A 26,084-nucleotide genomic window follows, 5' to 3' on the forward strand; every position below is an offset into this window, starting at 1 on the left:
CCTAGGCGGGCGCGGGCGCAGGCGCGGGCAGGGCCGGGGGCCAGTGGGTGGACCAGGCTTCCGCCGCCTCCAGTTGGGCCGCCAGCGAGATCAGGCGGGGTTCGGAAGCCGCCGGGCCCAGGAGCTGGGCGCCCAGGGGGAGGCCGTCGGGGGTGAAGCCGGCCGGGACGCTGATGCCCGGCCAGCCCAGGATGTTCCACGTCCACGCGTACGGGCAGGCGGCGATCATCGCCCGGTCGGTGCCGAGGGCGCCGAGCCCGGCCAGGGCCCCGATGCGCAGCGGCGGGGTGGCCGTCGTCGGCGTGAGCACCACGTCGAAGCGGCCGAAGATCTCCCCGATCCGGTGCTGGAGCAGAGCCTCCGCCCGCCGGGCGACGCGCAGCGGCAGCCCGCCCAGCAGCCGACCGGTGCGCATGGCCTCGTGGGTGCGCGGATCCAGCAGCGCCGGATCGGGCACCCGCACCCGCCAGTCGCGCACCCCGCGGGTGGCACGCGGCACGAAGGTCAGCCCGATCTGTCCGTACCGCGGGTCCTCGGGCACCACCTCGTGCCCCAGTGACTCCAGCCGTCCGGCCAGCCGCTCCACGGCCGAACGGACCACCGGATCCAGGGACTTGGGCGTCGCGGTGAACGCCATCCCGAAGGAGAGCGCGATCCGCAGCCGCCGCGGCGCCCGGCCGGCGGCCGCGACCGCGTCGATCGGAGCCGGACGGTGCAGGTCGCCGGGGTGCGCACCGCTCGCCGCGTCCAGCAGCAGTGCCGCGTCGGCGACCGTACGGGCCAGCACGCCGTTGACCGTCAGGCCGCGGAACGACTCCGGCTCAGGCCAGGTGGAGATGCGGCCGCGCTGCGGCTTGATGCCGACCAGGTGCGTCCACGCGGCGGGGATCCGGACCGAACCGGCGCCGTCCGAACCCAGGGCCGCCGGCACCAGCCCGGCGGCCACCGCGGCCGCCGAACCGCCCGAGGAACCCCCGGGCGTGTACGCGGGGTTCCACGGGTTGCGGGTCTCGCCGAAGGCGGGGCCCTCGGTGAACGGCCACTGACCCAGCTCCGGCGTCTGCGTCTTGCCGACGATCACGGCCCCGGCCGCGCGCAGCCGGCGTACGGCCTCACTGTCGGCGATCTTCGGCGGGAAGTCCCCCGGGCAGCCGAACGCGGTCGGCAGCCCGGCCACGTCCATGTCGTCCTTGACGGCGAGCGGCACCCCCAGCAGCGGCTGCCGCTCCCCGGCGGCCAGCCGCCGGTCGGCCGCGTCCGCCTCGGCGAGCGCGGCCTGCGCCCGTACGATCCGGAAGGCGTTGAGCACGGGCTGCGAGACCGCGATCCGCTCCAGGGCCCGCTCGGTCGACTCCCGTGAGGAGACCGTGCCTTCGGCGAGCGCTCGTGCGGTCTGCGCCAGCCCGTCGGACCTGGACGCCGCTACCGGAACCGACACCGGACCTCCCCGTTACCGATCAGTAGCTCGACAGTAACGGGCGGGTCCGGAGCTGGCTAGATCCAGCCTTCCAGCGAGGCCATGAAACCGTCGAAGTCGTCCCGGTGGATGGTGTGCCCGGCCCCGGCGACCGACCGGACCTCGAAGCCGCGCTCCGCCAGGAGCTCCGCCCGCTGCGACGGGATCAGGAAGCTGGGGTCGGCGACCTGGACGAGCGAGGGCACGACGGGCGCCGCCGGGAGCAGGTCCTGTCCAGCGAGCGCCGCCAGGCTCCCCGCGGCCGTCTCGTCCCACAGGGCCAGCGTGGCCAGCTCGATGTCGATGTCCGCTTCCTCCCAGCGCGGGTTCAGCTCCCGGATCCGTTCCCCGGACGCCGCCTTGAACTGCGCGAACAGCTCCGGCCCGAACCTCTCCCCGGGGCTCGCCAGGTGCCAGGCGGGATCGGAGAACACCGCGCGCCGCGTCCTCCGCCTTCGGGAGCACCATCGTCACCAGGGCGGTGTCCACGGCCATGTAGCAGCCGAAGCCCAGCCCGTTGACCACGGCGAACGCCAGCATCGCGGGCCAGCTCGCCGACAGTGCCGGGATCAGCAGCGCCAGCGCCGACAGCAGCGCGGACGCCCCGACGAACAGCTTGCGCCGGTCGAACCGGTCGGAGAGGTAGCCGCCCACCACGGTCGAGACGACCATCGCCACGCTGGTCAGCGGCATCAGTACGGCCACGGCGGCCTCGGGCTCCATGCCCTGGGGCAGCACGGTGCGGTCCTGGAGGACGTACAGCTGGTACCCGCTCACCGCGAAGTACCCGAGCACCAGCAGCGCGCGCCCGATGAAGGCCCACCGGAAGTCGTGGTGGGCCAGCGCCCCGGCGAACGCGGCGAGCTGGGCGCGCGCGGGCACCGGCGCGCGCGCCGGCAGCCGCTCCTCGCGGGAGCAGACCGTGAACAGCAGGGCGGCGGCCGCCACGATCGCGCCGAAGACGAGGTATCCGGTGCGGTAGTCCTCGGAGAACGCGGCGCCCGCCAGCGCGCCGATCGTCGAGCCGAAGGGCAGGCCGAGACCGACCGCCGCGGAGGCCTTGCCGCGTGCGCCCACCGGGACCCGGTCGGGCACCACGGAGGTGATGGCGGCCTGGTAGACGTTCATCACGGCCTGCCCCAGGCACCAGGCGATGGTGATCAGCAGGATGGTGTCGGCGAAGCCGAGCAGGAACATCGCGGGTACGGCGGCCAGTCCGCCGCCGAGGATCCACGGGTTGCGCCGTCCGCTGCGGTCGGAGAGGGCGCCCGCGACCGGGTTGAACACCGTCGCGAAGATGGCCGAGACCCCCGCGATCAGGCCGAAGTCGGCCACCTTGTTCGCGGGGTCGACGTCCTCGACGTGGAGCGCGAGCAGCACGCCGGCGACACCGGTGTAGAGCGCGTACATGGCGGTGTTGCCGACCAGCAGCAGGGGCAGCAGACCGCGGGCGGGGGCGGCCGCCGAGGACGCGGCGGGGGAGGACTCGGCGGTGTCGTTGCCGGTGCCGGGGGAGGAAAGGGCCACGGTGCCCTCCTGGGCAGGGGTTCGGGGTGGGTTCGGGGTGGGTTCGGGGTGGGTGAGAGGGGGTGCGCGCCGCCCTGTCGCGACGGCGGGGGTGCGACGGAGCGCGGCAGGGCGGCGGCACGGCGGGGTGCGAGGTGACGCGTGGGGGCACACCTGGACGAGCGGGATGTGACACCCGAGTTACACGTGTCAGTTACTCGCGTAACCACTGTGTAGCATTCGTTTCCGGCCAACCGCCAGCCCTCGGAGACAATCGAAGACAACCGGTCTGGAAAGATGCCTGCGCAATGTCACAGTCACCGAAGTCGCCGAAGCCGCGGGCCCAGCACGCGTCGACCTCCTCGGCCCCGCCGTCAACCGCCCCGACCAGCGCCGACGTCGCCCGCCTCGCCGGGGTCTCGCGCGCCACGGTCAGCTACGTCCTGAACAACGCGGAAGCCGTACGGATCAGCGAGCCCACCCGCCGCAAGGTCCGCGAGGCCGCCGAGGAACTCGGTTACGTGCCCCACGCGGCCGCCCGCAGCCTGCGCGCCGGCCACACCCGGATCGTGCTGCTGCCCACGTCCCACGTCCCCGCGGGCCCGCTGTACAGCGCCTTCCTCAACGAGTTCCAGTGGGCCCTGCGCCGCCTGGACTACACCGTCGTCCAGTACGGCAGCCTCGGCCTGGGCGGTGACCAGGCGGCCCGGGCCTGGGCCGAACTGCGCCCGGTCGCGGTGATCTCCCTCGGCGAGATCACCCTCACCGCGCGCAACGTCGCCACCCTCAAGCGCGCCGGGGCCAAGGCCGTGATCACCCTCGGCCCGGCCACCGTGCCCGGCGCCCACGCCCTGGTCATGGACCAGAGCGAGGTCGGCGCGTGCGCCGCCGCCCACCTCCTCGAACGCGGCCACCGCCGGATCGGTGTGGTGGTCCCCGAGGAGGCCGGGCTCGAACTCTTCTCCGCCCCGCGACTGCGGGGCGCGCTCTCGGTGCCGGGGGTGGAGGCGGTGCCCCTGTCGCTGGCCTACACCGAGCGGTCGGCCGCCGAGCTGGCCCGGCGCTGGCCCGCGCTCGGGCTCGACGCCGTGTTCGCGTACAACGACGAGTACGCGATGCTCCTGATGCGCGCCCTCCAGGACGAGGGCCTGCGGGTGCCCGACGACGTCGCCGTCATGGGCGCCGACGACCTGCTGCTGGGCCGGCTGCTGCGGCCGCGGCTGAGCACCGTACAGATCGAGATGCCCACCGGCGAACACCTGGCGACGCTCGTCGACCGTGTGGTGCGCGAGCCCGCGGAGACGACCGAGCGGGCCGGGCTGATGGCGGCGGTGGCGATCCCCCGCGAGTCGACCTGACGGCCGCCGCCGCCCCGCGTGGGCCGGAAGGGGCCCGGCGGGGCGCGGACCGGACGGGACCGGGTTTGCGCGCCGCTGACGGGCCGGAGGGCGCCGGGGGGCGCCGGGGGGGCGTCGACAGGCGTTGACAGGCCGTGATCGGGGGACGGAGACTGCGGGCGCGCCCACCGGCGCGCCCGCACGGATCCGCCCAGGAGAACCCATGAGCATCCGCGACGTGTTCATCGTCGACGCCGTCCGCACCCCCGTCGGGAAGTTCGGCGGGGCCCTCGCCGGGGTCCGCCCGGACGACCTGGCCGCCCATGTCGTCCGCGCGCTGGTCGACCGTACGCCCGGGCTCGACCCGGAGCGGATCGACGACGTCGTCTTCGGCGACGCCAACGGGGCCGGTGAGGACAACCGGGACGTCGCCCGGATGGCCGTCCTGCTCGCCGGTCTGCCCGTCGGCGTGCCCGGCGTCACCGTCAACCGGCTGTGCGGCTCCGGCCTCGAGGCCGTGATCCAGGCCGCCCGGGCCATCGCCGTCGGGGACGCCTCGGTCGCCATCGCCGGCGGCGTCGAGTCGATGACCCGCGCCCCCTGGGTGGTGCAGAAGCCCGAGCGCACCTTCCCCGCCGCGCACCAGCAGATGTGGTCCACCACCCTGGGCTGGCGCATGACGAACCCCCGGATGTCCGCGGAGTGGACCGTCTCGCTGGGGGAGGGCGCGGAACTGATCGCCGACAAGTACGGCATCGACCGGGCCGCGCAGGACGCGTTCGCCCTGGCCAGCCACCGCAAGGCGGCGGCCGCCTGGGCCGCCGGGCAGTACGACGGCGAGGTCGTCCCCTACCCGGGCGTGGACCTGTCGCGCGACGAGTGCATCCGTGCGGACTCGTCGCTGGAGGCCCTGGCCCGGCTGAAGCCCGCGTTCCGTCCGGACGGTACGGTCACCGCGGGCAACGCCTCGCCGCTCAACGACGGCGCCGCCGCGCTGCTGCTGGTCGACGAGGAGGGACTGCGGGCGACCGGGCGCGAGCCGCTGGCCCGGATCCGGGCGTCGGCCGTGACCGGCATCGAGCCGCAGCTGTTCGGGCTCGGTCCCGTCGAGGCGGTCCAGCGCGCCCTGGCCAAGGCCGGGCGGGGCCTCGGCGACCTCGACGTCCTCGAACTCAACGAGGCCTTCGCCGCGCAGGCGCTGGGCTGCCTGTCGGCGTGGCCCGAGCTGGACCCGGCCGTGGTCAACCCGCGCGGCGGGGCGATCGCGATCGGGCACCCGCTGGGCGCGTCCGGCGCCCGCCTGGCGGGCGCGGTCGCGCACCAGCTCGCGGCGGCGGGCTCGGGCACGGGCATGGCGGCACTGTGCATCGGCGTCGGCCAGGGCATCGCACTCGTCCTGGAACGCTGACGAGGCGCAGGCGCGCCCGGTGCGGGGTCGGGGGTGGCCGGTGGCCGCGAGCGGTACCGCCCGGGTGGCCGGTGGCCCCGAACGGTACCCGCCGTGGTGCGCAGCGCGGCCGATGACAACCGTGGCCGGTGGCCGCGAACGACGCCGACGCCCGCTGCCGGTGACCATGAGGGCCGATGACCCCGGGCGGCCGGTTCGGCGACCGCCCCTTGGCGGCCGTAGCCGTGGCCGGGCTGTGGCCGGATGGGGGATCGATGCGCTTCGGCGTCCCCGGTCCGGTGGTCGTTGTCGGCAGCCGGTGCCCGGGGCCGTGCCCCGGTGGGCCGGGCGGCCGTGCCCGGACCCGTGCCCCCGGTCGGCCGGGCGGTGGTGGCGGGGGCCGTGCCGGTCGGCTGGGCGGGCGGCGGTGTCCGGGCCGTGCCCCCAGTTCGGCTGGGCGGTGGTGCTTGGACCTGTGCTTACGGGTGGGCCGGGCGGCGGTGGGGGCCGTGCCGGTCGGCTGGGCGGGCGGCGGTGTCCGGGCCGTGCCCCCAGTTCGGCTGGGCGGTGGTGCCTGGACCTGTGCTTCCCGGTGGGCCGGGCGGCGGTGGCGGGGGCCGTGCCGGGCGGGTGGCGGTGGCCGGACCCCGGCTCCCCGGGCGGCGGTGCTTGCCCCGTGCCCCCCGGCTGCCGGGCGGCCGGGCGGCCGGGCCCGGACCCGTGCCCTCGGTCGGTCGGGCGGTGGGGTCGATGGTTTCCGGTCAGGTCGCTCGGCAACTGCCCAATAACTGAACAGAATTGAGGCATCCGGTCTGGCACCATGGCGCGTGCTCCGCCCGCCACCCCCCATCCTCACCCCTGCCCAGCCCAGCCCCGGAGGCCCCGCGCCATGCCGCTCCTCGACCCCACCATCTGGCAGGACGGACCGACACTGAGGGGCGGCACGGCCCCGGTCGTCGAGCCCGCGACCGGCCGCATCCTCGCCACCCTCGATCTCGCTGCCGTACCCGACGTCGCCGAGGCGGCCGTACGGGCGCACGCCGCCCAGCGCGACTGGGCGGCCGCCACCCACACCGAGCGCGCGGCCGTCCTGCGCCGCGCCGGTGACCTGTTCGCCCGCCACGCCGACGAACTGCGCGACTGGCTGGTCCGGGAGTCGGGGTCCATCCCGGGCAAGGCCGACTTCGAGCTGCACGTCGCCGCCCAGGAGTGCTACGAGGCCGCCGCGCTCGCCTCGCGCCCCACCGGCCAGGTGCTGCCCAGCGAGGCGCCCCGGCTGTCGTACACCCGGCGGGTGCCCGCCGGAGTCGTCGGCGTCATCGCGCCCTTCAACGTCCCGCTGATCCTGGCGATGCGTTCCGTGGCGCCCGCGCTCGCCCTCGGCAACGCCGTGCTGCTCAAGCCCGACGCCCGCACCGCCGTGTCCGGCGGGCTGGCGCTCGCCGCGCTGTTCGCCGCCGCCGGGTTGCCCGGCGGCCTGCTGCACGTGCTGCCGGGCGACGCGCGCATCGGAGCCGCCGTCGTCGCCGAACCGCATGTCCGCGTCGTGTCGTTCACCGGCTCGACCGCGAGCGGGCGCCGGGTCGCCGAACTCGCCGGCCGCCACCTCACCCGCGCCCACCTGGAACTGGGCGGCAACTCGGCGCTGCTGGTGCTGCGCGACGCCGATGTCGAGGCCGCGGTCGCCCAGGCCTCCTTCGGCTCCTTCTTCCACCAGGGCCAGGTCTGCATGACCGCCGGCCGGCACCTGGTGCACTCCTCCCTCTACGACGAGTACGTCGAGCGGCTCGCCGCCCGCGCCGAGTCGCTCGCGGTCGGCGACCCCCACCGCGAGCGGGTCCACCTCGGCCCGCTGATCGACGCGGCCCAGCGCGACCGGGTCCACGCGCTCGTCGAGGCCAGCACCGAGCAGGGCGCCAAGCTGGTCGCCGGCGGTACCCACGAGGACCTCTTCTACCGGCCGACGGTGCTCGCGGGCGTCGCCGACGACACCCCGGCGTACGCGGAGGAGGTCTTCGGCCCGGTCGCGCCCGTACGCTCCTTCACCACCGAGCAGGAGGCGGTGGCCATGGCCGCGGCCGGCCCGTACGGGCTCTCGCTGGGCATCGTCACCGGTGACCCGGCGCGCGGCCTGGAGCTGGCCGAGCGGATCCCGACGGGGACCGTGCACATCAACGACCAGACCGTCAACGACGAGGCGGTGGCCCCCTTCGGCGGGTTCGGGGACTCCGGTACCGGCGCCCGCTTCGGAGGCGAGTCCAACCTGGAGGCCTTCACCGAACTGCGCTGGACCACCTCGCGCCGCACCCCGGCCCCGCACCCGTTCTAGACACCTGCTCCGGGCACCCGTTCGGACGAACACCGGCAGCGGTGCACGGGCCCGCGGAATGACTGGGGCCCTCCGTTCGTTGTGGGGGGCATACGCAAGCCTGAAGGAGGCCGGAACACCGTGGCTACAGTCGAGCTCACCAAGGAGAACTTCGACCAGACGGTCAGCGAGAACGATTTCGTGCTGATCGATTTCTGGGCGGAGTGGTGCGGACCGTGCCGGGGGTTCGCCCCGGTCTTCGAGCAGGCCTCGGAGACCCACTCCGACCTGGTCTTTGCGAAGGTCGACACGGAGGCGCAGGCGGAGCTGGCCGCCGCGTTCGAGATCCGGTCCATCCCCACCCTGATGATCATCCGGGACCAGGTGGCCATCTTCTCGCAGCCCGGCGCGCTGCCGGGGCCGATGCTGGAGGAGCTGATCGGGCAGGCGCGCGCCCTGGACATGGACGAGGTGCGCGCGAAGATCGCCGCCGAGCAGCAGGGTGCGGTGAGCGGCCCGGCCGGCGACACCGCGAAGGAGGCCGGCGAGGGCACCGGCTGAACTGGTTGAACCGGCTGAACTGGTTGAACCGGCCGGCTGAACCGGGCCGACCGGTCCGGCACGCCGGGGTCCGGTGGTTGCGGCGTGGCGCGTCGGCGCTGCCGTGACACTGGACCGCATGACGGAAGCCATTGAATACGACGTCGTAGTACTGGGCGCGGGACCGGCCGGCGAGAACGTCGCCGACCGGACCCGCGCCGCCGGGCTGACCACCGCCGTGGTCGAGAGCGAGCTCGTCGGCGGCGAGTGCTCGTACTGGGCCTGTGTGCCGAGCAAGGCGCTGCTGCGCCCGGCGCTGGCCCGGTCCGAGGCGCGCCAGGTGCCGGGGCTGGCGCAGGCGGTGCGGGGGCCGCTGGACAGCGCGGCCGTGTTCGCCCACCGCGACTACTGGACCGGGAACTGGAAGGACGACGGCCAGCAGGACTGGCTGGATTCCATCGGCGCCCACCTCTACCGCGGGCACGGCCGGCTCCACGGCCCCCGCAAGGTCGCCGTGACCAGCCCCGAGGGGGTGCACCAGGTGCTCGCCGCCCGGCACGCTGTCGTGGTCGCCACCGGTACCCGGGCCGTGGTCCCCGACCTGCCCGGCGTCGAGAACGCCGGCCCCTGGACCAGCCGGGAGGCCACCTCCGCCCGGCACGTGCCGGGACGGCTGGTCATCGTGGGCGGTTCGGTGGTCGCGGCCGAGATGGCCACCGCCTGGCAGGCCCTGGGCTCCCAGGTCACCGTGCTGGTGCGCGGTGACCGCCTGCTGCCCCGGATGGAGCCCTTCGCCGGCGAGCTCGTCGCCGAGGCGCTGCGCGCGGCGGGCGCGGTCGTACGTACGGGTGTGGACGTCGAGGCGGTCGTACGGGACGGCTCGACCGGGCCGGTCACGGTCGTCCTGGAGGGCGGCGAGACGGTCGAGGGCGACGAACTGCTGATGGCCACCGGGCGCGCGCCGCGCACGGACGACATCGGGCTCGACACGGTCGGGCTCACCCCCGGCGGCTGGCTGCCCGTGGACGACACCTGCCTGGTCACCGGACACGACTGGCTGTACGCCGTCGGGGACGTCAACCACCGTGTCCTGCTGACCCATCAGGGCAAGTACCAGGGCCGGATCGCCGGTGCGGTCATCGCGGCCCGCGCGGCGGGCGACGGCGCGCTCGACACCGGCCGGTGGGGCGCGCACGCGGCGACCGCCGACACCGCGGCCCTGCCGCAGGTGGTCTTCACCGACCCGGAGGCCGCGGCGGTCGGCCCCACCCTCGCCGACGCCGAACGCGCGGGCCTGCGGGTGCGTGCGGTCGACTACGACCTGGGCAAGGTCACCGGAGCGGGCCTGTACGCCGACGGCTACACGGGGCGGGCCCGGATGCTGGTCGACCTCGACCGCGAGGTGCTGCTGGGCGCCACCTTCGTCGGCCCGGGCGCCGGCGAACTCCTGCACGCGGCGACCGTCGCGGTGGCGGGCGAGGTGCCGGTGGACCGGCTCTGGCACGCGGTCCCGTCCTTTCCGACGATGAGCGAAGTCTGGCTGAGGCTGCTGGAGACGTATCGCGGATAGGCCGTAGCAGCGGGCAAGACCTGGGCGGGAAAGGGGAGTTGACACCCCGCCGGATCGAGGGCGGTTTCGCGTCGAGTGGCGCGGAGCCGCCCTTTTTTCTTGATCGAGGTTAGGTTAGCCTAACCTCAGTTTTCGATCTTCCCGCGCCCCGCGCCGGACATCCCGCACTGGAAAGGTGCTGCCGTCATGCGTGCTCTCTCCCTGTCCCGTTCCCTCGTCCGCCCCGCCGCCCGGACCGCCGTCGCCGCCGCTGCCGCCGGTGCGCTCGCCCTCGGGCCGGCCGGCTCCGCCTCGGCCGCCACCGCGACCCGCACGGTCACCGACGGCGGGACCACGTACCGGCTCAGCCTCACCGCGCCCGGCGCGGCCGCCGCGGCCGGCGAGAACATCACCGTCACCGGCAGCGGCTACAACCCCGGCCAGGGGATCTACGTCGGCCTGTGCGCCGTGAACGGGGCGCAGGGAGCGGGCAAGCCGACCCCCTGCCTCGGCGGCTCGGACCAGTCCGGCACCACCGGTGCCTCCCACTGGATCCACAACCTCTTCGGCGGGACCCTGGCCAACACCTCCACGTACGGCCCCGGCGGCACCTTCAGCGTCACCATCCACGTCAAGGCCGACCTCGGCGGCGGCCAGATCTGCGGCGAGACGGTGCAGTGCGCGGTCGTCACCCGCGCCGACCACTTCAACTCGGGCAAGCGCACCTACGACGTCCACGCCCCGATCTCCTTCAACTAGCCGCCGGCCCGGGAACCTTCCCCATTCCCCTTCAGCTGACCGCATGTCCCGGTGACGACCACCTCGACGGCGCCCGACCGCGCCCGACCGCGCCCGACCACTCCCGACAAGGAGCAGTTCCCGTGCCGACCCCCCACCCCGCCGCGTTCCTCGCGGGCGTCCTCGCCCTCGGCCCGGCCGTCCACCCCGGCGGCGTGGGGCCGCAGGCACCCGAGGGCGGCGCGGCTGTTTACCGGCAGACCGCCGAGTTCACCGCGGCGGGCCGCCCGCGCGACCTCCTGCTGCACCCGGACTCCCGGACGCTGTACGTCGGTTCGGAGGACCTGCCGGGCACGGCGGACGTCAACGAGGGCGGGCTGCACGCCCTGGACCCGGCCGACGGCAGGGTCCGCTCCACGGTCGGCCAGGCCCCCGGGCCCACCGGCACGCTCGCCCGCCGGGCCGTGACGCGCCTGGTGCGCCCGCTGCCCGGCGACGGCGCCGTGTTCGTCTACCCGCTGCGCGGGATCGGCACCGCCAAGGACGGCGACGCGGCCGCCGCCGGCGCCTGGCTGACGGGCGCTGCCGTCACCGACGCGGCGCCCGGGCCCGACCCCGCGACCGTCCTGGTCGCGCAGGGCCCGCTCCTGTCGGAGGTGGAGGTCGAGGGCGCCGTCGTGAAACGGTCGGTGACCCTGGAGGGCGGCGACACGTTCGCGGTGGACGCCGCCCGCCGGACCGTCTGGTTCACCGACGTCCCCAACCGCCGCCTGTACAAGGTGAACACGGACACCCTCACGGTCACGGCCGGGTTCGACCTCCCGGCCGGGGAGGGCTTCGGCGGGTTCACCGAGGTCGATCCCGAGACTGGCCGGGTATGGGTCGGCATCGACAACTCCGTCGTCGTGTACGGACCCGACGGCGCCCGCGTCGCCACCATCGACGGCGCCGACCTGCCCCGGGCGGCCGCCTTCGACCCGGTCACGCACGAGGCGTACGTGGTGTGGCAGGACGCGGGTGACCCCGACCAGCCCGGGAGCGACAACAACGGCACCTTCACCGTGTACCGCACGGGCGACCTCAAGGAGGTGGCCACGGCCGTGTCCCTGCCCGGCAACCACGCCCAGTCGGGGGCGGCGGCGGTGGCCGTCCGGCCCGGCGGGGGCACGGTCTTCGTGACCAACCCGGCCGAGGGGAGGATCACCGAACTGGAGCGGGCCGTACCGCCGAAGGTCGTCCAGGATCCGGCCGACCGGACGGTGGCCGCCGGCGCCGCGGTCACCCTGACCGCGCGGGCCGAGGGCACCCCGCCGCCGACCGTCGCCTGGCAGGTCAGCGCCGATGCCGGGGCGACCTGGCGGCCCGTGGCCGGAGCCACCGGGACCGACCACACCTTCACGGCGACCGCCGCCGACCACGGCCACCGCTACCGTGCGGAGTTCCGCAACGACGCCGGGACGGCCCGGACGGCGGCCATGACGCTCACGGTGACTGCGCAGCCGTCCGGCCCGGCCACGGGCAGTCCGACCGGCGGCTCGACCGGCGGCCCCGCCGCCCCGGGCCCCACCGCCACCCCCGGCGCGACCGCGGACCCGGGGGCCTCCACCTCCGGCACGGCCACGAACGGCGGTACCTCGACGGCCGGAGGGGCGGTGGCCGGCGGGACGGGCACGACGTCCACCACGACCGGCGCCGTCACGAACGGTGCGACCACGGCCGGTACCACCCCGGGCCCGGCTTCCGCCCTCGCCGCCACCGGAGCCGCGGTGCTGCCCCTCGGTGCGGCGTCGGCCGCCCTGACGGCGACCGGCTGGCTCCTGGTCAGGCGCCGCCGCGCGGCCCGCGACAGCTGAACGGCATGCCGTACATCCCCCGGGCCGTCGGCCGCCGCTACACGGCACCCGCCACCGTCAGGACCGCCACCGGCAGGAGCAGCATCCACTGCGGCAGCCGGAGCAGTGGCCTCGGCCAGCCGACCGACAGCGTGACGACCAGGAAAGCGGCCGTGTACGCGACGAAGTGCGCGGCCACGAACCACGCCACCGGGCCGGTCGCCGACGTATCGTCCGCGGGCGCCAGGTAGAGCAGGGCGGCCGCGGAGAGCACCAGGTCGACGCTCACCATGTGCCATACGACATGAAGGACACGCCGGGGTTCGTCCGCGAGTCCGCAGGACAGCAGCGGGCGGACCACGTCCCGGTGCCCGGCGGCGATGTGCACCGCGGCCACACCGGACGCGGTGAGGCCCGCCGCGAGAAACCAGCCGTTCACCGGATCTCGATTCCCTTGGCCATGACCTCGGCCAGCCGGTCGGCCAGCTGAGGGTCGGGGGCTTCCCCGACCAGGCCGACGTGGAAGAACACGGCTCCGGCCAGCGTGTCCAGGACCAGGTCCACGGGTGCGCCGGCCGCGATCTCGCCGCGCGTCACGGCGCGTTCGAAGACGATCAGCAGCCGTTCCTTGGACGGGGCCAGGAAGTCGCCGCGGATGCGGGCCCTCAGCACCGGATCGGCGGCGAAGTCGGCGAGCAGCCCCGGGAGCGCCGCTGCCGCGGCGGGTGCGCGGAACTCGTCGATCAGGCCCCGCAGCAGTGCGGTCAGGTCCCCGGTCAGCGTTCCGGTGTCCGGGACCGGGGCGTGGTCGGTGGTCGTGAACACGGCCTCGAAGACCAACTCCGGCTTGCCCCGCCACCGCCGGTAGACCGTGTCCTTGCCGACACCGGCGCGGGCGGCCACCGCCCCGATCGACGTCGCGGCGTAACCGACCTCGGCCACCAGCTCGGTGGCCGCGCCGACGATCGCCTCGTGCGAGCGGGGATCCCTGGGACGTCCCCTGGGGGACGGAGAGGAGCTCATGACAATTTACGATACGGGTCGACCCGTTTGGTAAACAACCCCCAGGCCGATGAGGCCGAAGTGGATATGGCGCGCGAGGCCGGGCCCGTCGTTCCATGGGGTTCATGATCATCATCGCCCATCTCAGCGACGTGCACCTCGACACCGCCCCGCGCGCGGCCGACCGGACCCGCGCCGTCATGGACTACCTCGACGCCCTCCCGTACGACCTCGACGCCGTGCTGGTCAGCGGTGACATCGCCGACCATGCGCGGCCCGAGGAGTACGTCCAGGCCCGGGAACTGCTCCGGTCACGGCATCCGCTGGTCGTCTGCCCCGGCAACCACGACGACCGCGGGGCCTTCCGCGAGGGCCTGCTCGGCGAGCCGCACTCCCTCGCCCCGGTCGACCGGGTGCTGCGCGGGGACGGTTTCGTGCTCGCGGTGTGCGACTCCTCCGTCCCCGGCAAGGACGAGGGGTTCCTGGCGGACGAGACCCTGGCCTGGCTGGACGGGGTGCTCGGCGACACCCCGCACGGGACGCCCGTCCTCGTGGCCTTCCACCACCCGCCGGTCGGCCTGCACACGCCGTACGTGGACGAGATCCGGCAGTTCGGCGAGGAGCGGCTCGCCGAACTGGCCGCCCGGCACCCGCACCTGACCGCCTTCCTCGCGGGCCACGCCCACACGGCGGCCGCCACCACCTTCGCGGGGCGCCCGCTGCTCGTGGCGCCGGGCGTGGTCTCCACCCTCCGGCTGCCCTGGGAGCACCAGGACGACCCCGGCCACCACGTCCACCTGGACGAGCCGCCGGCCCTCGCCTTCCACGTCCTGGGCGACGACGGCCGGCTGACGACCCACTACCGCGTGGTCGTCCCGTCGCGGGCGCCCGCGCGGCGCTGAGCCGCGTCCGCGCCCCGTACGCACGACGAGGGCGCTGATCCCGGGCCCGGCTCAGGATCAGCGCCCCACGCGTACGGTCGGTCCGGGCCGGTCGGGTCCGGTGCGCTCAGCTCACGGCGTGACCGTGATCTGCTGCGCCGGGTCGGTGGTGTCGGACACGGTGTACACCGCGTTGAAGACGGCCGTGGTCGCGCTCGTGGGGCAGCCGAAGCCACCGGTGACCTTGACCGGGACGGAGGCGTTGGTGAACGTCAGGGTGGACGGGGCGCCGTTCGCCCAGGTGCCCGGGACGCTCGCCGCGGCCGTCGGGGCGGAGGTGACCGTACAGCTGGCCAGTCCGGACGTCTTGACCACCAGCCCGCCCGTCGGGACGGTCATGGTGGCGGTGATCGGCGAGCCGTTCTGCATCGACACCTGCCAGGCCCCGCTGCTGGTGACCGTCGGCGTCACGCCCGGCAGGCTCGCGGTGCAGGAGCTGTACGCCGGCGCCGAGATCGGGGACGCGACGGCACCGGCCGGGTTGCTGTTGCCCGGGGCCGCCGGGACGGTGCCGGTGGCCACGGACACCGAGCAGCTGATGGTCACCGAACCGGCCTTGAAGGTGGCCTTGCCGGTGAGGGTGGCCTTGAAGCCGTGGCCGGCCGGCGTGACGGTGGTCGAGCCGGCCGCCGGTAAGGCGGCCCCGGCGGCGGCCGTGGCGCCGTCGGTGGCGGCCGTCGCGGTGACCGAACCGAGGGTGAGGGCGCCCGCGGCGGCGAGGCCGAGGGCGAAGGCGGTGCGCGTGCGGCTCATGACGGTGCTCCTTGGGGATCGGAGTGCGGCGTGGGGGAGGGGCCGCCGTCGGGAACGGCGGGGGTGGCCGTGTGGGGGACGGCCGCGGGGACGGCTTCGGACGTGCGCTCCGGGTCGGCTTCGGACGTACGCACCGGGTCGGCGTCCGGCCCGGCGTCGGGCCCGGGGGCGCGCGATGCGGCGTTCGGCTGCCACGCGAACATCAGGCCGCCGCCGAGGATCCCGAGCAGGGTGCCGACGAGGAAGCCGCCGAGGTTCGACAGGACCAGGGCGGCGGTGGCGATGAGCGTGGTGAGGACTCCGGCGAGGGTGCGGTAGTGCGGGGCGAACCAGGCGGAGAGCCCGAGCACGATCATCACCAGACCCAGCAGGACCGACGGGAGGCCCGCGATCCCCTGCTGGAGCATGATCTTGAGCGGCGCCAGCGGCAGGACGCAGATCTCGGCCCCGGCGAGGATGGCGAAGAGTCCGCCCCAGAACGGTCTGCTGCGTCTGAAGCGCCGGAATCCGGCGACTAGAAGCATTCCTTCTTGCCCTTGCTGATCTTCATGTCCAGGCCGGAGAGCTTGAAGGTGCCGGCGTTCGTCGCCCACGCGGTCTGCTGGAGATCGGTGATGGAGACGGAGTCGGCCTGCTGGGCGAAGAGGTCCTGCATGCCCTGGGCGTCGGCCGGGCCCTTGTCGAGGGTGGACGCGTCGCGTCCGATCTCGATGTTCTTGAACTCCGCGTTGCCCGACAACTGGGTCGCGTCGACGAAGAGGTTGGTCGCCTCGACCGGGGTCTTGCCGCCCGCGGTGAGGTTGAGCGAGATGTCACCGATCACCGGGAGCGTGGTGACCACGGACTGGCAGAGGCTGCTGAGCTTGGCCTCGCGGATGGCGGTGACGGCCACCGGGATGAGCTCTTCGCGGGCGTTGACGTCGACACTGCCGTACTGGGCGAAGCCCTCGCCCTGCAGGCTCTTGGCCGAGACCTTGAACTGCTGGCCCGAGACGGCGAACGAGGCGGCCAGCGCGCCCTGCGCGAGCGCCACCCCCAGCCCCGCGGTGACGGCGACGGCCGGAAGGGTCAGGACGGCGAAGCGCCGCCACCGCACCCGGCCGGTGCCGGATAAGTCTGCTTCCACGCCGTTCTGGGAACCTTTCATGGACTTTCCCCTTGTATTTCGGCTGTGCACCGTTGTTACCGACGAGTTGAATGTAAGAGTGCCAATGGTGGTTGGCAAGGTTGTGCGACTGCCCCTTTTCGGCCGACTCCTACTGCTCCGTACGATGCTCCGTGTGCAGGAGCGAGGCGACCTCCTCGTCCACCCGCCGGGCCATCGCACGGGCGAACTCCGCGGTCACGACCTCGCCCGCCACCGGCCTCAGCTCCGCCACCGCTTCCGTGATCTGCCGCAACTGGGTGGCCGAAAGCCGATCCAGCCCGTCGGGCCCGACCACATACGTGCGGAACAGCCCGACGAACCGGTCCGCCACCGCGGCCGCCTGTGCCTGGACGAAGGCCCCCGCGTCCAGGACCTCCGCCATCGGCACCCCCTGCCGCACCAGCGTGAGCGTCGCGGCCAGCAGCCGGCGGCTGCGGTGCGTGACCGTGTCCCCGTCCACCCGTACGTACCCCAGCTCGGCCGCGCGCCGGGTGTCCTCGGCCGTGCCGCCCGGCCCGAACATCTCGCGCAGCTCGGCCATCGTCATGGTGACCGGCTCCTCCTGCACCCAGTCCCGGGTCATCTCCCGTTCCAGGCCGAGCAGTTGCGCCAGTCCGCCACCCTCCTCCCAGGCCTGGAGCAGTTCGGCGATGCCGTTGACGGTGTAGCCCCGGCCCAGCAGGTCGTCGATCAGGCGCAGCCGGCCCAGGTGCTCGTCGGAGTACCAGGCGATCCGGCCCTCCCGGCGCGGCGGCGGCAGCAGTCCGCGCTCCTGGTAGTAGCGCAGGTTGCGCACCTTCACCCCCGCCGCACGGGCCAGTTCCTCCCGCCGGTAGCGCCCGCCGTCGCCGTCGGCGGTGCCGGCCTTGTCGTCGGCGGCGTCGTCGGCGTTGTTCGCGTCCTGCTGCACCTGGCTGTTCACGCGGCAGAGTGTAGGACGTACTCGCTGGTCACCTGGCCTGGTGAGACGCTCGCGACGCGATCCGCCGTGATCGCCAACTTCCTTTTCCACCATCCCCGTTGCCGCTGCGGCGGCAGGGGTTACGATCAGCGCCATGGGGGGACACGACGCGTACAGGCGGAGTTTCGCGCACACCTGCGGCCGCACGCTGGCGGGCCTGCTGCTGCTCGCCGGCTGCTCGTCCGGCGGCACACCGGCCGCGGACGGGACGAAGTCCCCGGCGGGCGCGAGCGCTTCGGGCACGCCCGCTCCCACCGGCACGGGACCCGCGCCCTCCGGCAGCCCGGCCCGGTCCCTCGTCCCCGAACTCGACGAGGCCAAGCAGCCCACGACGGCCGCCCAGGCCCGCGCCCTGATCGGCCAGATCATGGTCGACCAGGAGGTGTTCGGCCCGGACGTCGTGCGCGGCACCCCCTACGAGAGCGACCCGGCCGTCTGGCCCGTCCTCGGCCCCGACTGCGCCTGGCGGACCAGCGGCCTCCCGGAGGACGTCCTGGCCACCAGCACCCGCTACTTCCGCATCCCGCCCAAGGACGGCCGTGGCACCGTACGCGTCAGCACCACCGTCACCGTCCACCGCAACCGCGCGGAATCGGGGTGGGAGACCGCCCGGTCGATGGAGGAGGTCATGCGCTGCCCCGACCAGCGGCTGAACGCCGGCGAACAGCTCAAGGGACTCATCGGCACCGCCCTGTTCCAGGGCGAGCAGGGCAACATGTGGACCGAGGAGGCGTTCGCCGAGTACGGCGAGATCCTCACCGCCGAGGGCGGACCGTACGACTACACCTGGTCCCAGGGGCAGTTCGGCCCGGTCACCATGGCCGTCACGGTCAAGGGGGGAGCCGGCGCCACCCAGCAGTCCCTCAACGCCCTCCTCGTCCAGGGCACCAGCCGGATGATGATCCGCGCCGGGCAGGCGATCGGCAAGGAGGCGCGGTGATGGAGCGGCTGCAGAAGTCCGATCCGGCGAGGGTCGGCGGCCACCGGCTGCTCGGCCGGCTCGGCGCCGGCGGCATGGGCGTGGTCTACCTCGGCCGTACGGAGGACGGCGCGCTGGCCGCGGTCAAGGTCATCCGCGCCGAGTACGCGGGCGAGTCCGACTTCCGTGCCCGGTTCCGGCGCGAGGCGGAGATCGCCGCCCGCGTCGACAGCCCCTGGGCCGTACGGATCACCGGATCCGACCCGGACGCGGCGGAACCGTGGCTGGCCACCGCCTTCGTCCCCGGCCCCTCCCTCGCGGAGGCCGTGTCGGCGCACGGCCCGCTCCCGCTGCGTTCCGTCCGCGTCCTCGGCGCGGCGCTGGCCAAGGCCCTGACGGTGATGCACGAGCAGGGCCTGGTGCACCGCGACCTCAAACCGGGCAACGTCCTGCTCGGCATGGACCGCCCCCGGCTGATCGACTTCGGTATCGCCCGGGGCACCGAGGACACCTCCCTGACCTCGACCGACCTCGTCATCGGCTCCCCGGGGTTCCTCTCGCCCGAACAGGCCCAGGGCCGCCCGGCCGGGCCCGCCGCCGACATCTTCTCGCTCGGCTGCCTGCTCGCGTACGCCGCCACCGGCGAACCGCCCTTCGGCACCGGCTCGGTCGACGCCCTGCTCTACCGCACCGTCCACGACGAGCCCGTGCTCGGGGAGCGCCTCCAGGAGGACCCCGCACTGACCGCGACGCTGCGGGCCTGCCTGGCCAAACACCCCGACCTGAGGCCCACCGCCCGGGACCTGGACGAGGAACTGGCCGAGGAGGCACCGGGCGACGGCACCGACTGGCTGCCCGATCCGGTCGTCGCCACGATCGCCGCGCGCGCCGCCGAACTGCTGGCCCTGCCCGCCATCGAGGAGACCCTCGCCGAACCCGGCGACCAGGCGGCCGGCGTCGCGGGCTCCCCGGATGGCGCTGCGGACTCCCCGGATGGCGCTGCGGACTCCCCGGATGGCGCCGACGGCTCTCCGGATGGCGCCGGCGGCTCTCCGGATGGGCCGGCCGGCGCCGACACGCCCGCCGTGGCCCCCGCCGGCGCCGGCCCCTCCCGCCGTCGTCTCCTCGCCCTCGCCTCCGGCGCGGCCGTGCTCGCGGCGGGCGGCGGCGCGGCCTGGCTCGCCCTGCGCGACCGCTCCGACGGCGGTGACGGCGGCGACGGCAAGGGCGCCGCAGGGCAGGGAAGCCCGGCCGCCACGACCCCCGGCGCCTGGACGATCGGCGTCCACGGCGACCTCACCGGGGCCCGCAAGGACGCCGGAACCGCCCAGGAACGCGGCGTACGCCTGGCCGTCGACGCCTTCAACGCGCGGACGGACAAGCCCTTCACCCTGACCGTGGCCACCGCCGACGACGCGGGCCGCGCCGACCGCGCCGCGCAGGCGGCCACCGGCCTCATCGGCAACCCCGACGTACTCGCCGTGATCGGCCCCACCACCGACGCCTCCGTCGCACCGTGCCTGGAGCTCTACGGCGAGGCATCGCTGGCCTTCCTCACCGTGTCGGCCGCGGCGAGCGTCTACGGCGTCGGCGACCGGCGCAGCTTCTTCCAGACCTGCCCCGTCACCGCCGCCCAGGCCGACCCCCTCAACCTCCAGTTCATCCACAAGCAGGGCGCGCGCCGGCTCGGCATCCTGTGCGACCGCGACGGGGACACCGACGGCTGGCAGACGGCGTACCTCGCGAACCGGACCATCGCCACCTACGTACGTCAGGCGACCGCCTACGCGCGCGTCGTACCGCGCGGCGACCACGACCTCACCCCGGTCGTCGCCGACATGCTGCGCGCGGGCATCGACAGCTTCTTCTACACCGGCACCGCGCAGGGCGCGGCCCAGGCCGCCGCGGCGCTGGCCACCGCCGGATTCCGGGGTCCGCGTGCGGCCGACTACGCCCTCGCGGGCCCGGAGTTCGTCGACCGGGCCGGGGCCGCCGCCGAGGGCTGGCTGTTCCTCGCGCCCTACACCGGGCCGGACGCGGCCGAGGTCGCGGAAGTGGCCCGCGCGCACCGGGCGGCGTACGGCGCGGCGCCCGCCGTCTGGACGGCGGAGGCCTACGACGTGACACGGCTCGTCATCGAACGGCTCGTCGCCGCGTCGTCCGGCGGCCGTCGGCCCGCCCGCGCCGACCTGCTCACCGCGCTCGGCCAGGGCACCTACCGCGGCCTGGTGAAGGAGTACACCTTCGACGACGCGCGCCGCGTCAAGGGCATCACCTCCTTCGTGCACCAGGTCCAGGGCGGCCGGATCCAGTACGCCGGGCCGGCGCCGCAACGGCCCGTCGGCTAGCCCGTGGTACGGCCCCTGACCCCCGCCGACCCGGCCACGATCGGCGGCCACCGGCTGCTGGGACGCCTGGGCTCCGGTGGCATGGGCACGGTGTACCTGGGCCGCTCCCCGGCGGGCGCGCTGCTGGCCGTCAAGGTGATCCGGGCGGACCACACCGCCGAGCCGGCCTTCCGCGCCCGCTTCCGGCGCGAGGCGCAGGCGGCCGGCCGGCTCTCCGGGCGCTGGGTGGTCCCGGTGGTCGCCGCCGACCCCGAGGCCCGCGAACCCTGGCTGGCCTCGCCGTTCGTCCCCGGTCCCTCGCTGGCGGAGGCGGTGCGGCTGTACGGTCCGCTGCCCACGGCGACGGTACGGGTGCTGGGCGCGCGCCTGGCCGAGGCGCTCACCGAGGTGCACGCCGCCGGGCTGATCCACCGGGACGTCAAGCCCGGCAACATCCTGCTCGCCCTCGACGGCCCCCGGCTGATCGACTTCGGTATCGCCCGCCCCTCGGGCGCCACGACCCTGACGGCCGTCGGAGCGATCGTCGGCACCCCCGGCTACCTCGCGCCGGAACAGGCGCGGGCCGGCGGCCCCGAACCGGGCCCGGCGAGCGACGTGTTCTCGCTGGGCTGCGTGCTGGCGTACGCGGCGACGGGCCAGGGACCGTTCGGCGGCGGTCACGCGGCCGCGGTGGTCTTCCGCGCGGTCCACGACGAACCCGAACTGACGGGCCTGCCACCGGAGCTGCTGGAGACGGTCACGGCGTGCCTGGCCAAGGACCCGACCGCCCGCCCGTCGGCCGAAGCGGTACGGGGGCTGCTGGGAACCGGTCCCGGCGACGGCGGCCCCGGCGGCACCGGTCCGCGGGACGGCGGTCCCGGCGGGGCCGCGTGGCGGGGCAGCGGGCCCGGGGGCGCCGCAACGCCGGACGGCGGCCCGCGCGGCGTGGACCCGCGCGGCATCGACCCGCGCGTCGCGGTCGCCCGCGGCTCCGGCGGCCCGGACGGGGGCGACGGCCGCCACGGCGTTGGGATCAGTGACGGGGGAGACGGCGGCCACGGCGGTGGGGTCCGTGATCGGGGAGACGGAGCCGAGGACGGAGCCGGAGCCGGAGCCGGAGCCGGCGCGGGCGAGGGTGGCGGCGGCGCCTGGCTGCCGCCCCCGCTGCGCCGGCTGATCGCCGTACGCTCCACCCGCGCCCTGGACCTCACCACCGCCGCGCACACGGCCCCGGAGCACACCGCCCCGGACCGTGCCGCCGCCCAGGCCGATACGGCCGACGCCGCCGCAGGCACCACCGCCGCCGGCGGCGCCGTGGCCGGGGGCCGGCCCGTCAGACGCAGGCAGCTACTACTCGGCACCGCAGCCGCGCTGCTCGCCGTGGGCGGGCCCGTCGCCTGGTACACCACCCGCGGCACCGGGAAACGCGCCGCACCGCCCGCCGCGCCCCCCGGCGACCTGCCCACCCGTACCCTGGCCCTCCAGGCCGACCTCACCGGACCCGGCCGCGCGGTCGGTCAGGCCCACGAACGGGGCATGCGGCTGGCCGTGGCCCGGCACAACGCCCGGCCCGACGCCGCGTTCCGGCTGGCCCTGCGCGTCGCCGACGACGGCGGGGACACGACCCGCGCGACCGAGGTCGTCAAGACGCTGATCGCCGATCCGGCGGTCCTCGCGGTGACCGGCCCCACCACCCAAGGAGCACTGCCCGCGGTGGCCGCCGCCTGCGCCGCGGCCAACCTCACGCAGGTGACCGTGAACGTGGCCGGCGCGACCAGCGCCCAGGTGGACTGGCGCACGCTGTGCGTCACCCGCGCCGGCGAGGACGGGTACGCCCCGCCCGTACTGCACTACCTCTCCGGGGTGCGGCCGGTGAGCCGTACCGCCCTGGTGGAGGACGGCGCGGGCGGCGAGGGGAGCTGGCAGCTCACCCGCGCCCTGCGCGAGACGCCCCCGTCGCAGGGGAAGGCGACCGTCCACCGGATCCCCGCCGACGGCGCCGACTTCGCCGCCACGGTACGGGAGCTGATGGCGGCCGGGGCCGAGGGCTGCGTGTTCACCGGCACCTCACCGGCGCGCGCCGCGCAGCTGGCGCGGGCACTGGCGGCCGCCTCGTTCACCGGCCCGCGCATCGGCGTCCAGCCGGCCATGACCGCCGAGTTCCTGACCGCCGCCGGGGCCGCGGCCGAGGGCTGGGTCTTCGCCTCGTACGTCGCCGACGCCCGCGTCGTACCCGCGGCGGCCGCGTTCACCGCCGCCCACCGTGCCGAGTACGGCGAGGACCCGGCGCCCTGGGCGATGGAGGCGTACGACGCGACGGGCCTGCTCGCCACCGCCCTCACCGCCCTCGCGGGGCACGCCACCGACCGGCCGGCGCTGGCCCTGCGGATCTTCCGTACCGCCCACGAGGGCATCGCCAAGCCGCTGGCCTTCGGGGAGGACCATGTCCTGTCCGGTCCCCGCACCGCCCACCTCTACCGGGTGCTGTCCGGGGCCTACCGCTACCTGGGCCTGTACCCGGACGTGCGCGCGGATTCCCCCGGCGCCGTCTGACGCCGGGGCGCCGCGCCACCGCCGTCGCCGCCGCCCTGCTTGACGGCCCGCAGGATGACGAACTTCGGGTCACCGGCGACCAGTTGGCAGTTCCCGAACAGCCAGCGCAGCCGTACGTGGTAGCCGAGGTGGCGGTTGCCGACGACCCACAGTTCGCCGCCCGGCCGCAGCGCCCGGCGGGCCTGGGCGAACATGCGCAGCGCGGTCGTGTCGGTCGTCGCCTGGTGCGAGTGGAAAGGCGGGTTGTTCAGGACGAGGTCCACCGAGCCGGGCGTCAGCGCGGCCAGCCCGTCCCCGACGAGGAAGCGCGCCGTGGCGTCCAGCGCCCCGGCATTGGCACGGAAGGTGGCCTCGGCCGAGGCCACGGCCTGGTACGACTCGTCGGCGAAGATCACCTCGGCGCCCGGGTTCGCGCGCGCGGCCGCCGTACCGACGACGCCGTTGCCGCAGCCCAGGTCGGCGATGCGGGCGGCGCCGGTGCCCGTGGGCAGGTGCCCCAGCAGGAACCGGGTGCCGATGTCGAGGCGGTCGGCGCAGAAGACCCCGGCGTGGTTGACGACGGTCAGCCCTTCGGCGGCCCCCGCGCCGGCGTCCGGCCCCAGCGTGTACGTCAGCGGCCACGGATTGGCGCCGGGGGCGGCGCCCTCGGACCCCCGGGGCGTACAGAAGATCAGCCGCGCCTTCCGCTCGGCGAGCGAGGTCCGGGTCGGCCCGAGGACCTTCTCGAAGAGGTTCAGCGTGGAGGTGTGGATCTCCTTGACCATGCCGGTGCCCACGACCACCGTGTCCGCGCGCACGTGCGGCGCCAGCCGGTGCAGCTGGTCCTCCAGCAGCGCCAGGCTCTTGGGCACCCGTACCAGCAGGACGTCGATCCGCTCCGGCGGGGCGTCCTGCGTGGTCAGCAGCCGTACGTCCGACGGCGCCACCCCGGCCCGCGCCAGGTTCGCGGCGCTGGCCTCGTGCGCGAGGTGGGAGTCGGTGATCTGCGCGGGCCGGTGCGCGGCCAGGGCCGTCACCAGCGCACCCCAGCGGTCCCCGACCACCGTGACCTGCCGGTCCGCGAGCTCCACCGGCCCCCGCTCGCCGGTACCGGCGGCCAGGTGCCGCAGCAGGTACTCGTCGGCGGCGTCCCAGGCACGCAGCCGGTCGCGGGGGTCCTCGGGGAAGCGGGTGAGCTCGTACGAGCCGAAGGGCGTGGTCAGACGGTTCATCGTGCCCCCAGGCTAACCCGTGACACCGCCGCCCCCGCGCCCTCCCGCTCCTCCCGCCCCGCCCTGCTACCCCTCGGGGAACTCGCCGGCCATCGCGGCGGCGATCCGCAGGTACGGGGCGGCCTCGGCCTGCCGGTTCTGCCGCTCCAGCGTGCGTCCGAGCAGCAGCTGCGCGTAGTCCTCGACGGGCCAGCGCTCCAGGATGGCCCGCAGCTCCCGCTCGGCGCGCCCGAGCTGCGCGGAGTGGTAGTAGGCGCGGGCCAGCAGCAGCCGGGGCGCCAGCTGCTCGGGTGCCTCGACGGTCAGGCCGTCCAGGATGCGCGCGGCCGGGGCGTACTCCTTCGCGTCGAAGAAGAGCTGGGCGCGCGACCAGCGCTCGGCGGGTGTTCCGTGGTCGTAATAGGCGGTCGGGGTGTTCATGGTCGCTGCAACACGCCGCCCCCGCGCAAACATTCCGCCGAACGAGCCCCCCTCCGGCGGGCTAACTTGTCCGCATGAGCAATCTCGATCGCCAGCCCGCGCTGTCCACGTGCGGCGGACGCGGCTTCGTCGTCGCGGAACCGGTCCGTGAACTCCTCAGCCCCCGTCAGGTCAAGCTCGGCGAGGCCACCGAGGTCCGCAGGCTGCTGCCGAACCTGGGCCGCCGTATGGTCGGCGCCTGGTGCTTCGTCGACCACTACGGCCCGGACGACATCGCCGACGAGCCCGGCATGCAGGTCGCTCCCCACCCCCACCAGGGCCTGCAGACGGTGAGCTGGCTGCACGAAGGCGAGGTCCTGCACCGCGACAGCGTCGGCAGCCTCCAGACGATCCGCCCGCGCGAGCTGGGCCTGATGACCTCCGGCCGCGGCATCAGCCACTCCGAGGAGAGCCCGCGGCCGCACGCCCGCTTCCTGCACGGCGCGCAGCTGTGGGTGGCCCTGCCCGACGCCCACCGCGACGTCGCCCCGCACTTCCAGCACCATGCGGAGCTCCCGCAGGTCACGGCCCCGGGCCTGACGGCCACGGTCATCCTGGGCACCCTGGACACGGCGACGTCCCCCGGTACGGCGTACACCCCGATCGTCGGCGCGGACCTGGCCCTGGCGGCGGGCGCGGAAACCCGTATCCCCCTGGACCCGGACTTCGAGTACGCGGTCCTGTCCATGTCCGGCGAGGCCCACGTGGACGGCGTCCCGGTCCTGCCGGGCTCGATGCTCTACCTGGGCTGCGGCCGCACCGAACTCCCCCTGCGCGCGACCTCGGACGCGGGCCTGATGCTCCTGGGCGGCGAGCCGTTCGAGGAGGAGATCGTCATGTTCTGGAACTGGATCGGACGGTCACACGATGATATCGCGCAGGCCCGCGAAGACTGGATGAACGGGTCGCGCTTCGGCGACGTGAAGGGCTACGACGGCCCTCCGATTCCGGCCCCGGAGCTCCCGCCGACGCACCTGAAACCCAGGGGAAGAGTGCGTTGACCTGCTGGTTTCTGTGGACGAGGGCTGGGTGTCGTGCTCACGCCTGGCCCTCCGATTCTGGTTTCGCAGGGGAGGCCGCCGGGCGCGGTCTGAGAGCCCTTGACGCCGACGGTCGAGTCTCATGTGTTGCAGGCTGTAACCAGGTTTGGTCGGACGA

22 protein-coding genes are annotated in these 26,084 nt (G+C 74.9%); 12 read left to right on the forward strand and 10 right to left on the reverse strand.

Annotated elements, in window-relative coordinates:
• Position 1: 1 nt before the first annotated feature.
• Together ACIPXB_RS01230 and ACIPXB_RS01235 are read right to left on the reverse strand one after the other, a co-directional pair.
• Positions 2-1,438, reverse strand: a complete 1,437-nt coding sequence (locus ACIPXB_RS01230; protein WP_401442940.1) for an amidase — start codon at positions 1,436-1,438, stop codon at positions 2-4.
• A gap of 12 nt (positions 1,439-1,450) precedes the next feature.
• A complete protein-coding gene (locus ACIPXB_RS01235) occupies positions 1,451-2,983 on the reverse strand; it encodes an MFS transporter (protein WP_401442942.1) in 1,533 nt (510 codons plus the stop codon).
• Positions 2,984-3,270: 287 nt separating this feature from the next.
• On the opposite strand from ACIPXB_RS01235, the gene ACIPXB_RS01240 reads away from it, so the two are divergent.
• From ACIPXB_RS01240 to ACIPXB_RS01270, 7 genes are all read left to right on the forward strand, one after another.
• The gene (locus ACIPXB_RS01240) at positions 3,271-4,320 is read left to right on the forward strand and encodes a LacI family DNA-binding transcriptional regulator (RefSeq protein WP_401442945.1); all 1,050 of its coding nucleotides are present in this window, start codon (positions 3,271-3,273) and stop codon (positions 4,318-4,320) included.
• Positions 4,321-4,522: 202 nt separating this feature from the next.
• Positions 4,523-5,707, forward strand: a complete 1,185-nt coding sequence (locus ACIPXB_RS01245; protein ID WP_401442946.1) for a thiolase family protein — start codon at positions 4,523-4,525, stop codon at positions 5,705-5,707.
• Between the two features lie 868 nt (positions 5,708-6,575).
• The gene (locus tag ACIPXB_RS01250; RefSeq protein ID WP_401442948.1) at positions 6,576-8,015 is read left to right on the forward strand and encodes an aldehyde dehydrogenase family protein; all 1,440 of its coding nucleotides are present in this window, start codon (positions 6,576-6,578) and stop codon (positions 8,013-8,015) included.
• A gap of 120 nt (positions 8,016-8,135) precedes the next feature.
• The gene (gene trxA, locus ACIPXB_RS01255) at positions 8,136-8,555 is read left to right on the forward strand and encodes a thioredoxin (RefSeq protein ID WP_401442951.1); all 420 of its coding nucleotides are present in this window, start codon (positions 8,136-8,138) and stop codon (positions 8,553-8,555) included.
• A 118-nt stretch (positions 8,556-8,673) separates the two neighbouring features.
• Positions 8,674-10,104, forward strand: a complete 1,431-nt coding sequence (locus ACIPXB_RS01260; RefSeq protein ID WP_401442953.1) for a dihydrolipoyl dehydrogenase family protein — start codon at positions 8,674-8,676, stop codon at positions 10,102-10,104.
• A gap of 186 nt (positions 10,105-10,290) precedes the next feature.
• Positions 10,291-10,842, forward strand: a complete 552-nt coding sequence (locus ACIPXB_RS01265) for a hypothetical protein (protein WP_401442955.1) — start codon at positions 10,291-10,293, stop codon at positions 10,840-10,842.
• Between the two features lie 122 nt (positions 10,843-10,964).
• Positions 10,965-12,674 (forward strand): hypothetical protein, encoded by a 1,710-nt coding sequence (locus ACIPXB_RS01270; protein WP_401442957.1) that lies wholly within the window; start codon positions 10,965-10,967, stop codon positions 12,672-12,674.
• Positions 12,675-12,711: 37 nt separating this feature from the next.
• Here the strand turns inward: ACIPXB_RS01270 and ACIPXB_RS01275 are convergent, their stop codons facing one another.
• Together ACIPXB_RS01275 and ACIPXB_RS01280 are read right to left on the reverse strand one after the other, a co-directional pair.
• Entirely contained in the window at positions 12,712-13,092 is a 381-nt protein-coding gene (locus tag ACIPXB_RS01275; RefSeq protein WP_401442959.1) for a hypothetical protein, read from the reverse strand.
• Positions 13,089-13,676 carry a TetR/AcrR family transcriptional regulator gene (locus ACIPXB_RS01280; protein ID WP_401442962.1) on the reverse strand — a complete coding sequence of 196 codons (588 nt, stop codon included), beginning with the start codon at positions 13,674-13,676 and terminating at the stop codon, positions 13,089-13,091. The genes ACIPXB_RS01275 and ACIPXB_RS01280 overlap by 4 nt, the downstream gene beginning before the upstream one ends.
• 104 nt (positions 13,677-13,780) lie before the next feature.
• Here ACIPXB_RS01280 and ACIPXB_RS01285 point away from each other — a divergent pair, with 104 nt between their 5' ends.
• A complete protein-coding gene (locus tag ACIPXB_RS01285; RefSeq protein WP_401442964.1) occupies positions 13,781-14,557 on the forward strand; it encodes a metallophosphoesterase in 777 nt (258 codons plus the stop codon).
• A 111-nt stretch (positions 14,558-14,668) separates the two neighbouring features.
• Here ACIPXB_RS01285 and ACIPXB_RS01290 read toward each other — a convergent pair whose 3' ends face one another.
• The 4 genes from ACIPXB_RS01290 to ACIPXB_RS01305 all read right to left on the reverse strand — a co-directional run bounded on the left by ACIPXB_RS01290 (position 14,669) and on the right by ACIPXB_RS01305 (position 17,418).
• Positions 14,669-15,349 carry a hypothetical protein gene (locus tag ACIPXB_RS01290; protein ID WP_401442967.1) on the reverse strand — a complete coding sequence of 227 codons (681 nt, stop codon included), beginning with the start codon at positions 15,347-15,349 and terminating at the stop codon, positions 14,669-14,671.
• Positions 15,346-15,873 carry a DUF6114 domain-containing protein gene (locus ACIPXB_RS01295; RefSeq protein ID WP_401442970.1) on the reverse strand — a complete coding sequence of 176 codons (528 nt, stop codon included), beginning with the start codon at positions 15,871-15,873 and terminating at the stop codon, positions 15,346-15,348. The genes ACIPXB_RS01290 and ACIPXB_RS01295 overlap by 4 nt, the downstream gene beginning before the upstream one ends.
• Complete coding sequence (locus ACIPXB_RS01300; RefSeq protein ID WP_401442972.1) at positions 15,864-16,475, reverse strand: DUF6230 family protein; 612 nt, start codon at positions 16,473-16,475, stop codon at positions 15,864-15,866. Before ACIPXB_RS01300 ends, ACIPXB_RS01295 begins: the two co-directional genes overlap by 10 nt.
• Positions 16,476-16,605: 130 nt before the next feature.
• Positions 16,606-17,418 (reverse strand): MerR family transcriptional regulator, encoded by an 813-nt coding sequence (locus tag ACIPXB_RS01305; RefSeq protein WP_401442975.1) that lies wholly within the window; start codon positions 17,416-17,418, stop codon positions 16,606-16,608.
• Positions 17,419-17,551: 133 nt separating this feature from the next.
• Here ACIPXB_RS01305 and ACIPXB_RS01310 point away from each other — a divergent pair, with 133 nt between their 5' ends.
• The 3 genes from ACIPXB_RS01310 to ACIPXB_RS01320 are packed head-to-tail and all read left to right on the forward strand — an operon-like array spanning position 17,552 to position 23,256.
• Positions 17,552-18,397 (forward strand): hypothetical protein, encoded by an 846-nt coding sequence (locus ACIPXB_RS01310; protein ID WP_401442977.1) that lies wholly within the window; start codon positions 17,552-17,554, stop codon positions 18,395-18,397.
• Positions 18,397-20,724, forward strand: a complete 2,328-nt coding sequence (locus ACIPXB_RS01315; RefSeq protein WP_401442980.1) for a bifunctional serine/threonine-protein kinase/ABC transporter substrate-binding protein — start codon at positions 18,397-18,399, stop codon at positions 20,722-20,724. Before ACIPXB_RS01310 ends, ACIPXB_RS01315 begins: the two co-directional genes overlap by 1 nt.
• A gap of 3 nt (positions 20,725-20,727) precedes the next feature.
• A complete protein-coding gene (locus tag ACIPXB_RS01320) occupies positions 20,728-23,256 on the forward strand; it encodes a bifunctional serine/threonine-protein kinase/ABC transporter substrate-binding protein (RefSeq protein WP_401442983.1) in 2,529 nt (842 codons plus the stop codon).
• On the opposite strand, the gene ACIPXB_RS01325 is transcribed toward ACIPXB_RS01320, so the two are convergent.
• Entirely contained in the window at positions 23,205-24,467 is a 1,263-nt protein-coding gene (locus ACIPXB_RS01325; RefSeq protein ID WP_401442986.1) for a methyltransferase, read from the reverse strand. The two genes, ACIPXB_RS01320 and ACIPXB_RS01325, sit on opposite strands and share 52 nt — an antisense overlap.
• A gap of 66 nt (positions 24,468-24,533) precedes the next feature.
• A complete protein-coding gene (locus ACIPXB_RS01330; protein ID WP_401442989.1) occupies positions 24,534-24,887 on the reverse strand; it encodes a tetratricopeptide repeat protein in 354 nt (117 codons plus the stop codon).
• Between the two features lie 74 nt (positions 24,888-24,961).
• Here ACIPXB_RS01330 and ACIPXB_RS01335 point away from each other — a divergent pair, with 74 nt between their 5' ends.
• Positions 24,962-25,927, forward strand: coding sequence for a pirin family protein (locus ACIPXB_RS01335; protein WP_401442992.1), 966 nt, complete (start codon positions 24,962-24,964; stop codon positions 25,925-25,927).
• The last annotated feature ends 157 nt before the right edge of the window (positions 25,928-26,084 follow it).

Origin of the sequence: Streptomyces sp. NPDC090022 (assembly GCF_044748145.1) — a bacterium.
Taxonomy (GTDB): domain Bacteria; phylum Actinomycetota; class Actinomycetes; order Streptomycetales; family Streptomycetaceae; genus Streptomyces.

Bases quoted from the DNA above. Each gene is read 5' to 3' on its own strand.
- ACIPXB_RS01240 (WP_401442945.1), top strand. From the start codon at position 3,271: ATGTCACAGTCACCGAAGTCGCCGAAGCCGCGGGCCCAGCACGCGTCG.
- ACIPXB_RS01245 (WP_401442946.1), top strand. From the start codon at position 4,523: ATGAGCATCCGCGACGTGTTCATCGTCGACGCCGTCCGCACCCCCGTC.
- ACIPXB_RS01250 (WP_401442948.1), top strand. From the start codon at position 6,576: ATGCCGCTCCTCGACCCCACCATCTGGCAGGACGGACCGACACTGAGG.
- ACIPXB_RS01260 (WP_401442953.1), top strand. From the start codon at position 8,674: ATGACGGAAGCCATTGAATACGACGTCGTAGTACTGGGCGCGGGACCG.
- ACIPXB_RS01265 (WP_401442955.1), top strand. From the start codon at position 10,291: ATGCGTGCTCTCTCCCTGTCCCGTTCCCTCGTCCGCCCCGCCGCCCGG.
- ACIPXB_RS01280 (WP_401442962.1), bottom strand. From the start codon at position 13,676: ATGAGCTCCTCTCCGTCCCCCAGGGGACGTCCCAGGGATCCCCGCTCG.
- ACIPXB_RS01285 (WP_401442964.1), top strand. From the start codon at position 13,781: ATGATCATCATCGCCCATCTCAGCGACGTGCACCTCGACACCGCCCCG.
- ACIPXB_RS01290 (WP_401442967.1), bottom strand. From the start codon at position 15,349: ATGAGCCGCACGCGCACCGCCTTCGCCCTCGGCCTCGCCGCCGCGGGC.
- ACIPXB_RS01295 (WP_401442970.1), bottom strand. From the start codon at position 15,873: ATGCTTCTAGTCGCCGGATTCCGGCGCTTCAGACGCAGCAGACCGTTC.
- ACIPXB_RS01310 (WP_401442977.1), top strand. From the start codon at position 17,552: ATGGGGGGACACGACGCGTACAGGCGGAGTTTCGCGCACACCTGCGGC.
- ACIPXB_RS01315 (WP_401442980.1), top strand. From the start codon at position 18,397: ATGGAGCGGCTGCAGAAGTCCGATCCGGCGAGGGTCGGCGGCCACCGG.
- ACIPXB_RS01325 (WP_401442986.1), bottom strand. From the start codon at position 24,467: ATGAACCGTCTGACCACGCCCTTCGGCTCGTACGAGCTCACCCGCTTC.
- ACIPXB_RS01330 (WP_401442989.1), bottom strand. From the start codon at position 24,887: ATGAACACCCCGACCGCCTATTACGACCACGGAACACCCGCCGAGCGC.
- ACIPXB_RS01335 (WP_401442992.1), top strand. From the start codon at position 24,962: ATGAGCAATCTCGATCGCCAGCCCGCGCTGTCCACGTGCGGCGGACGC.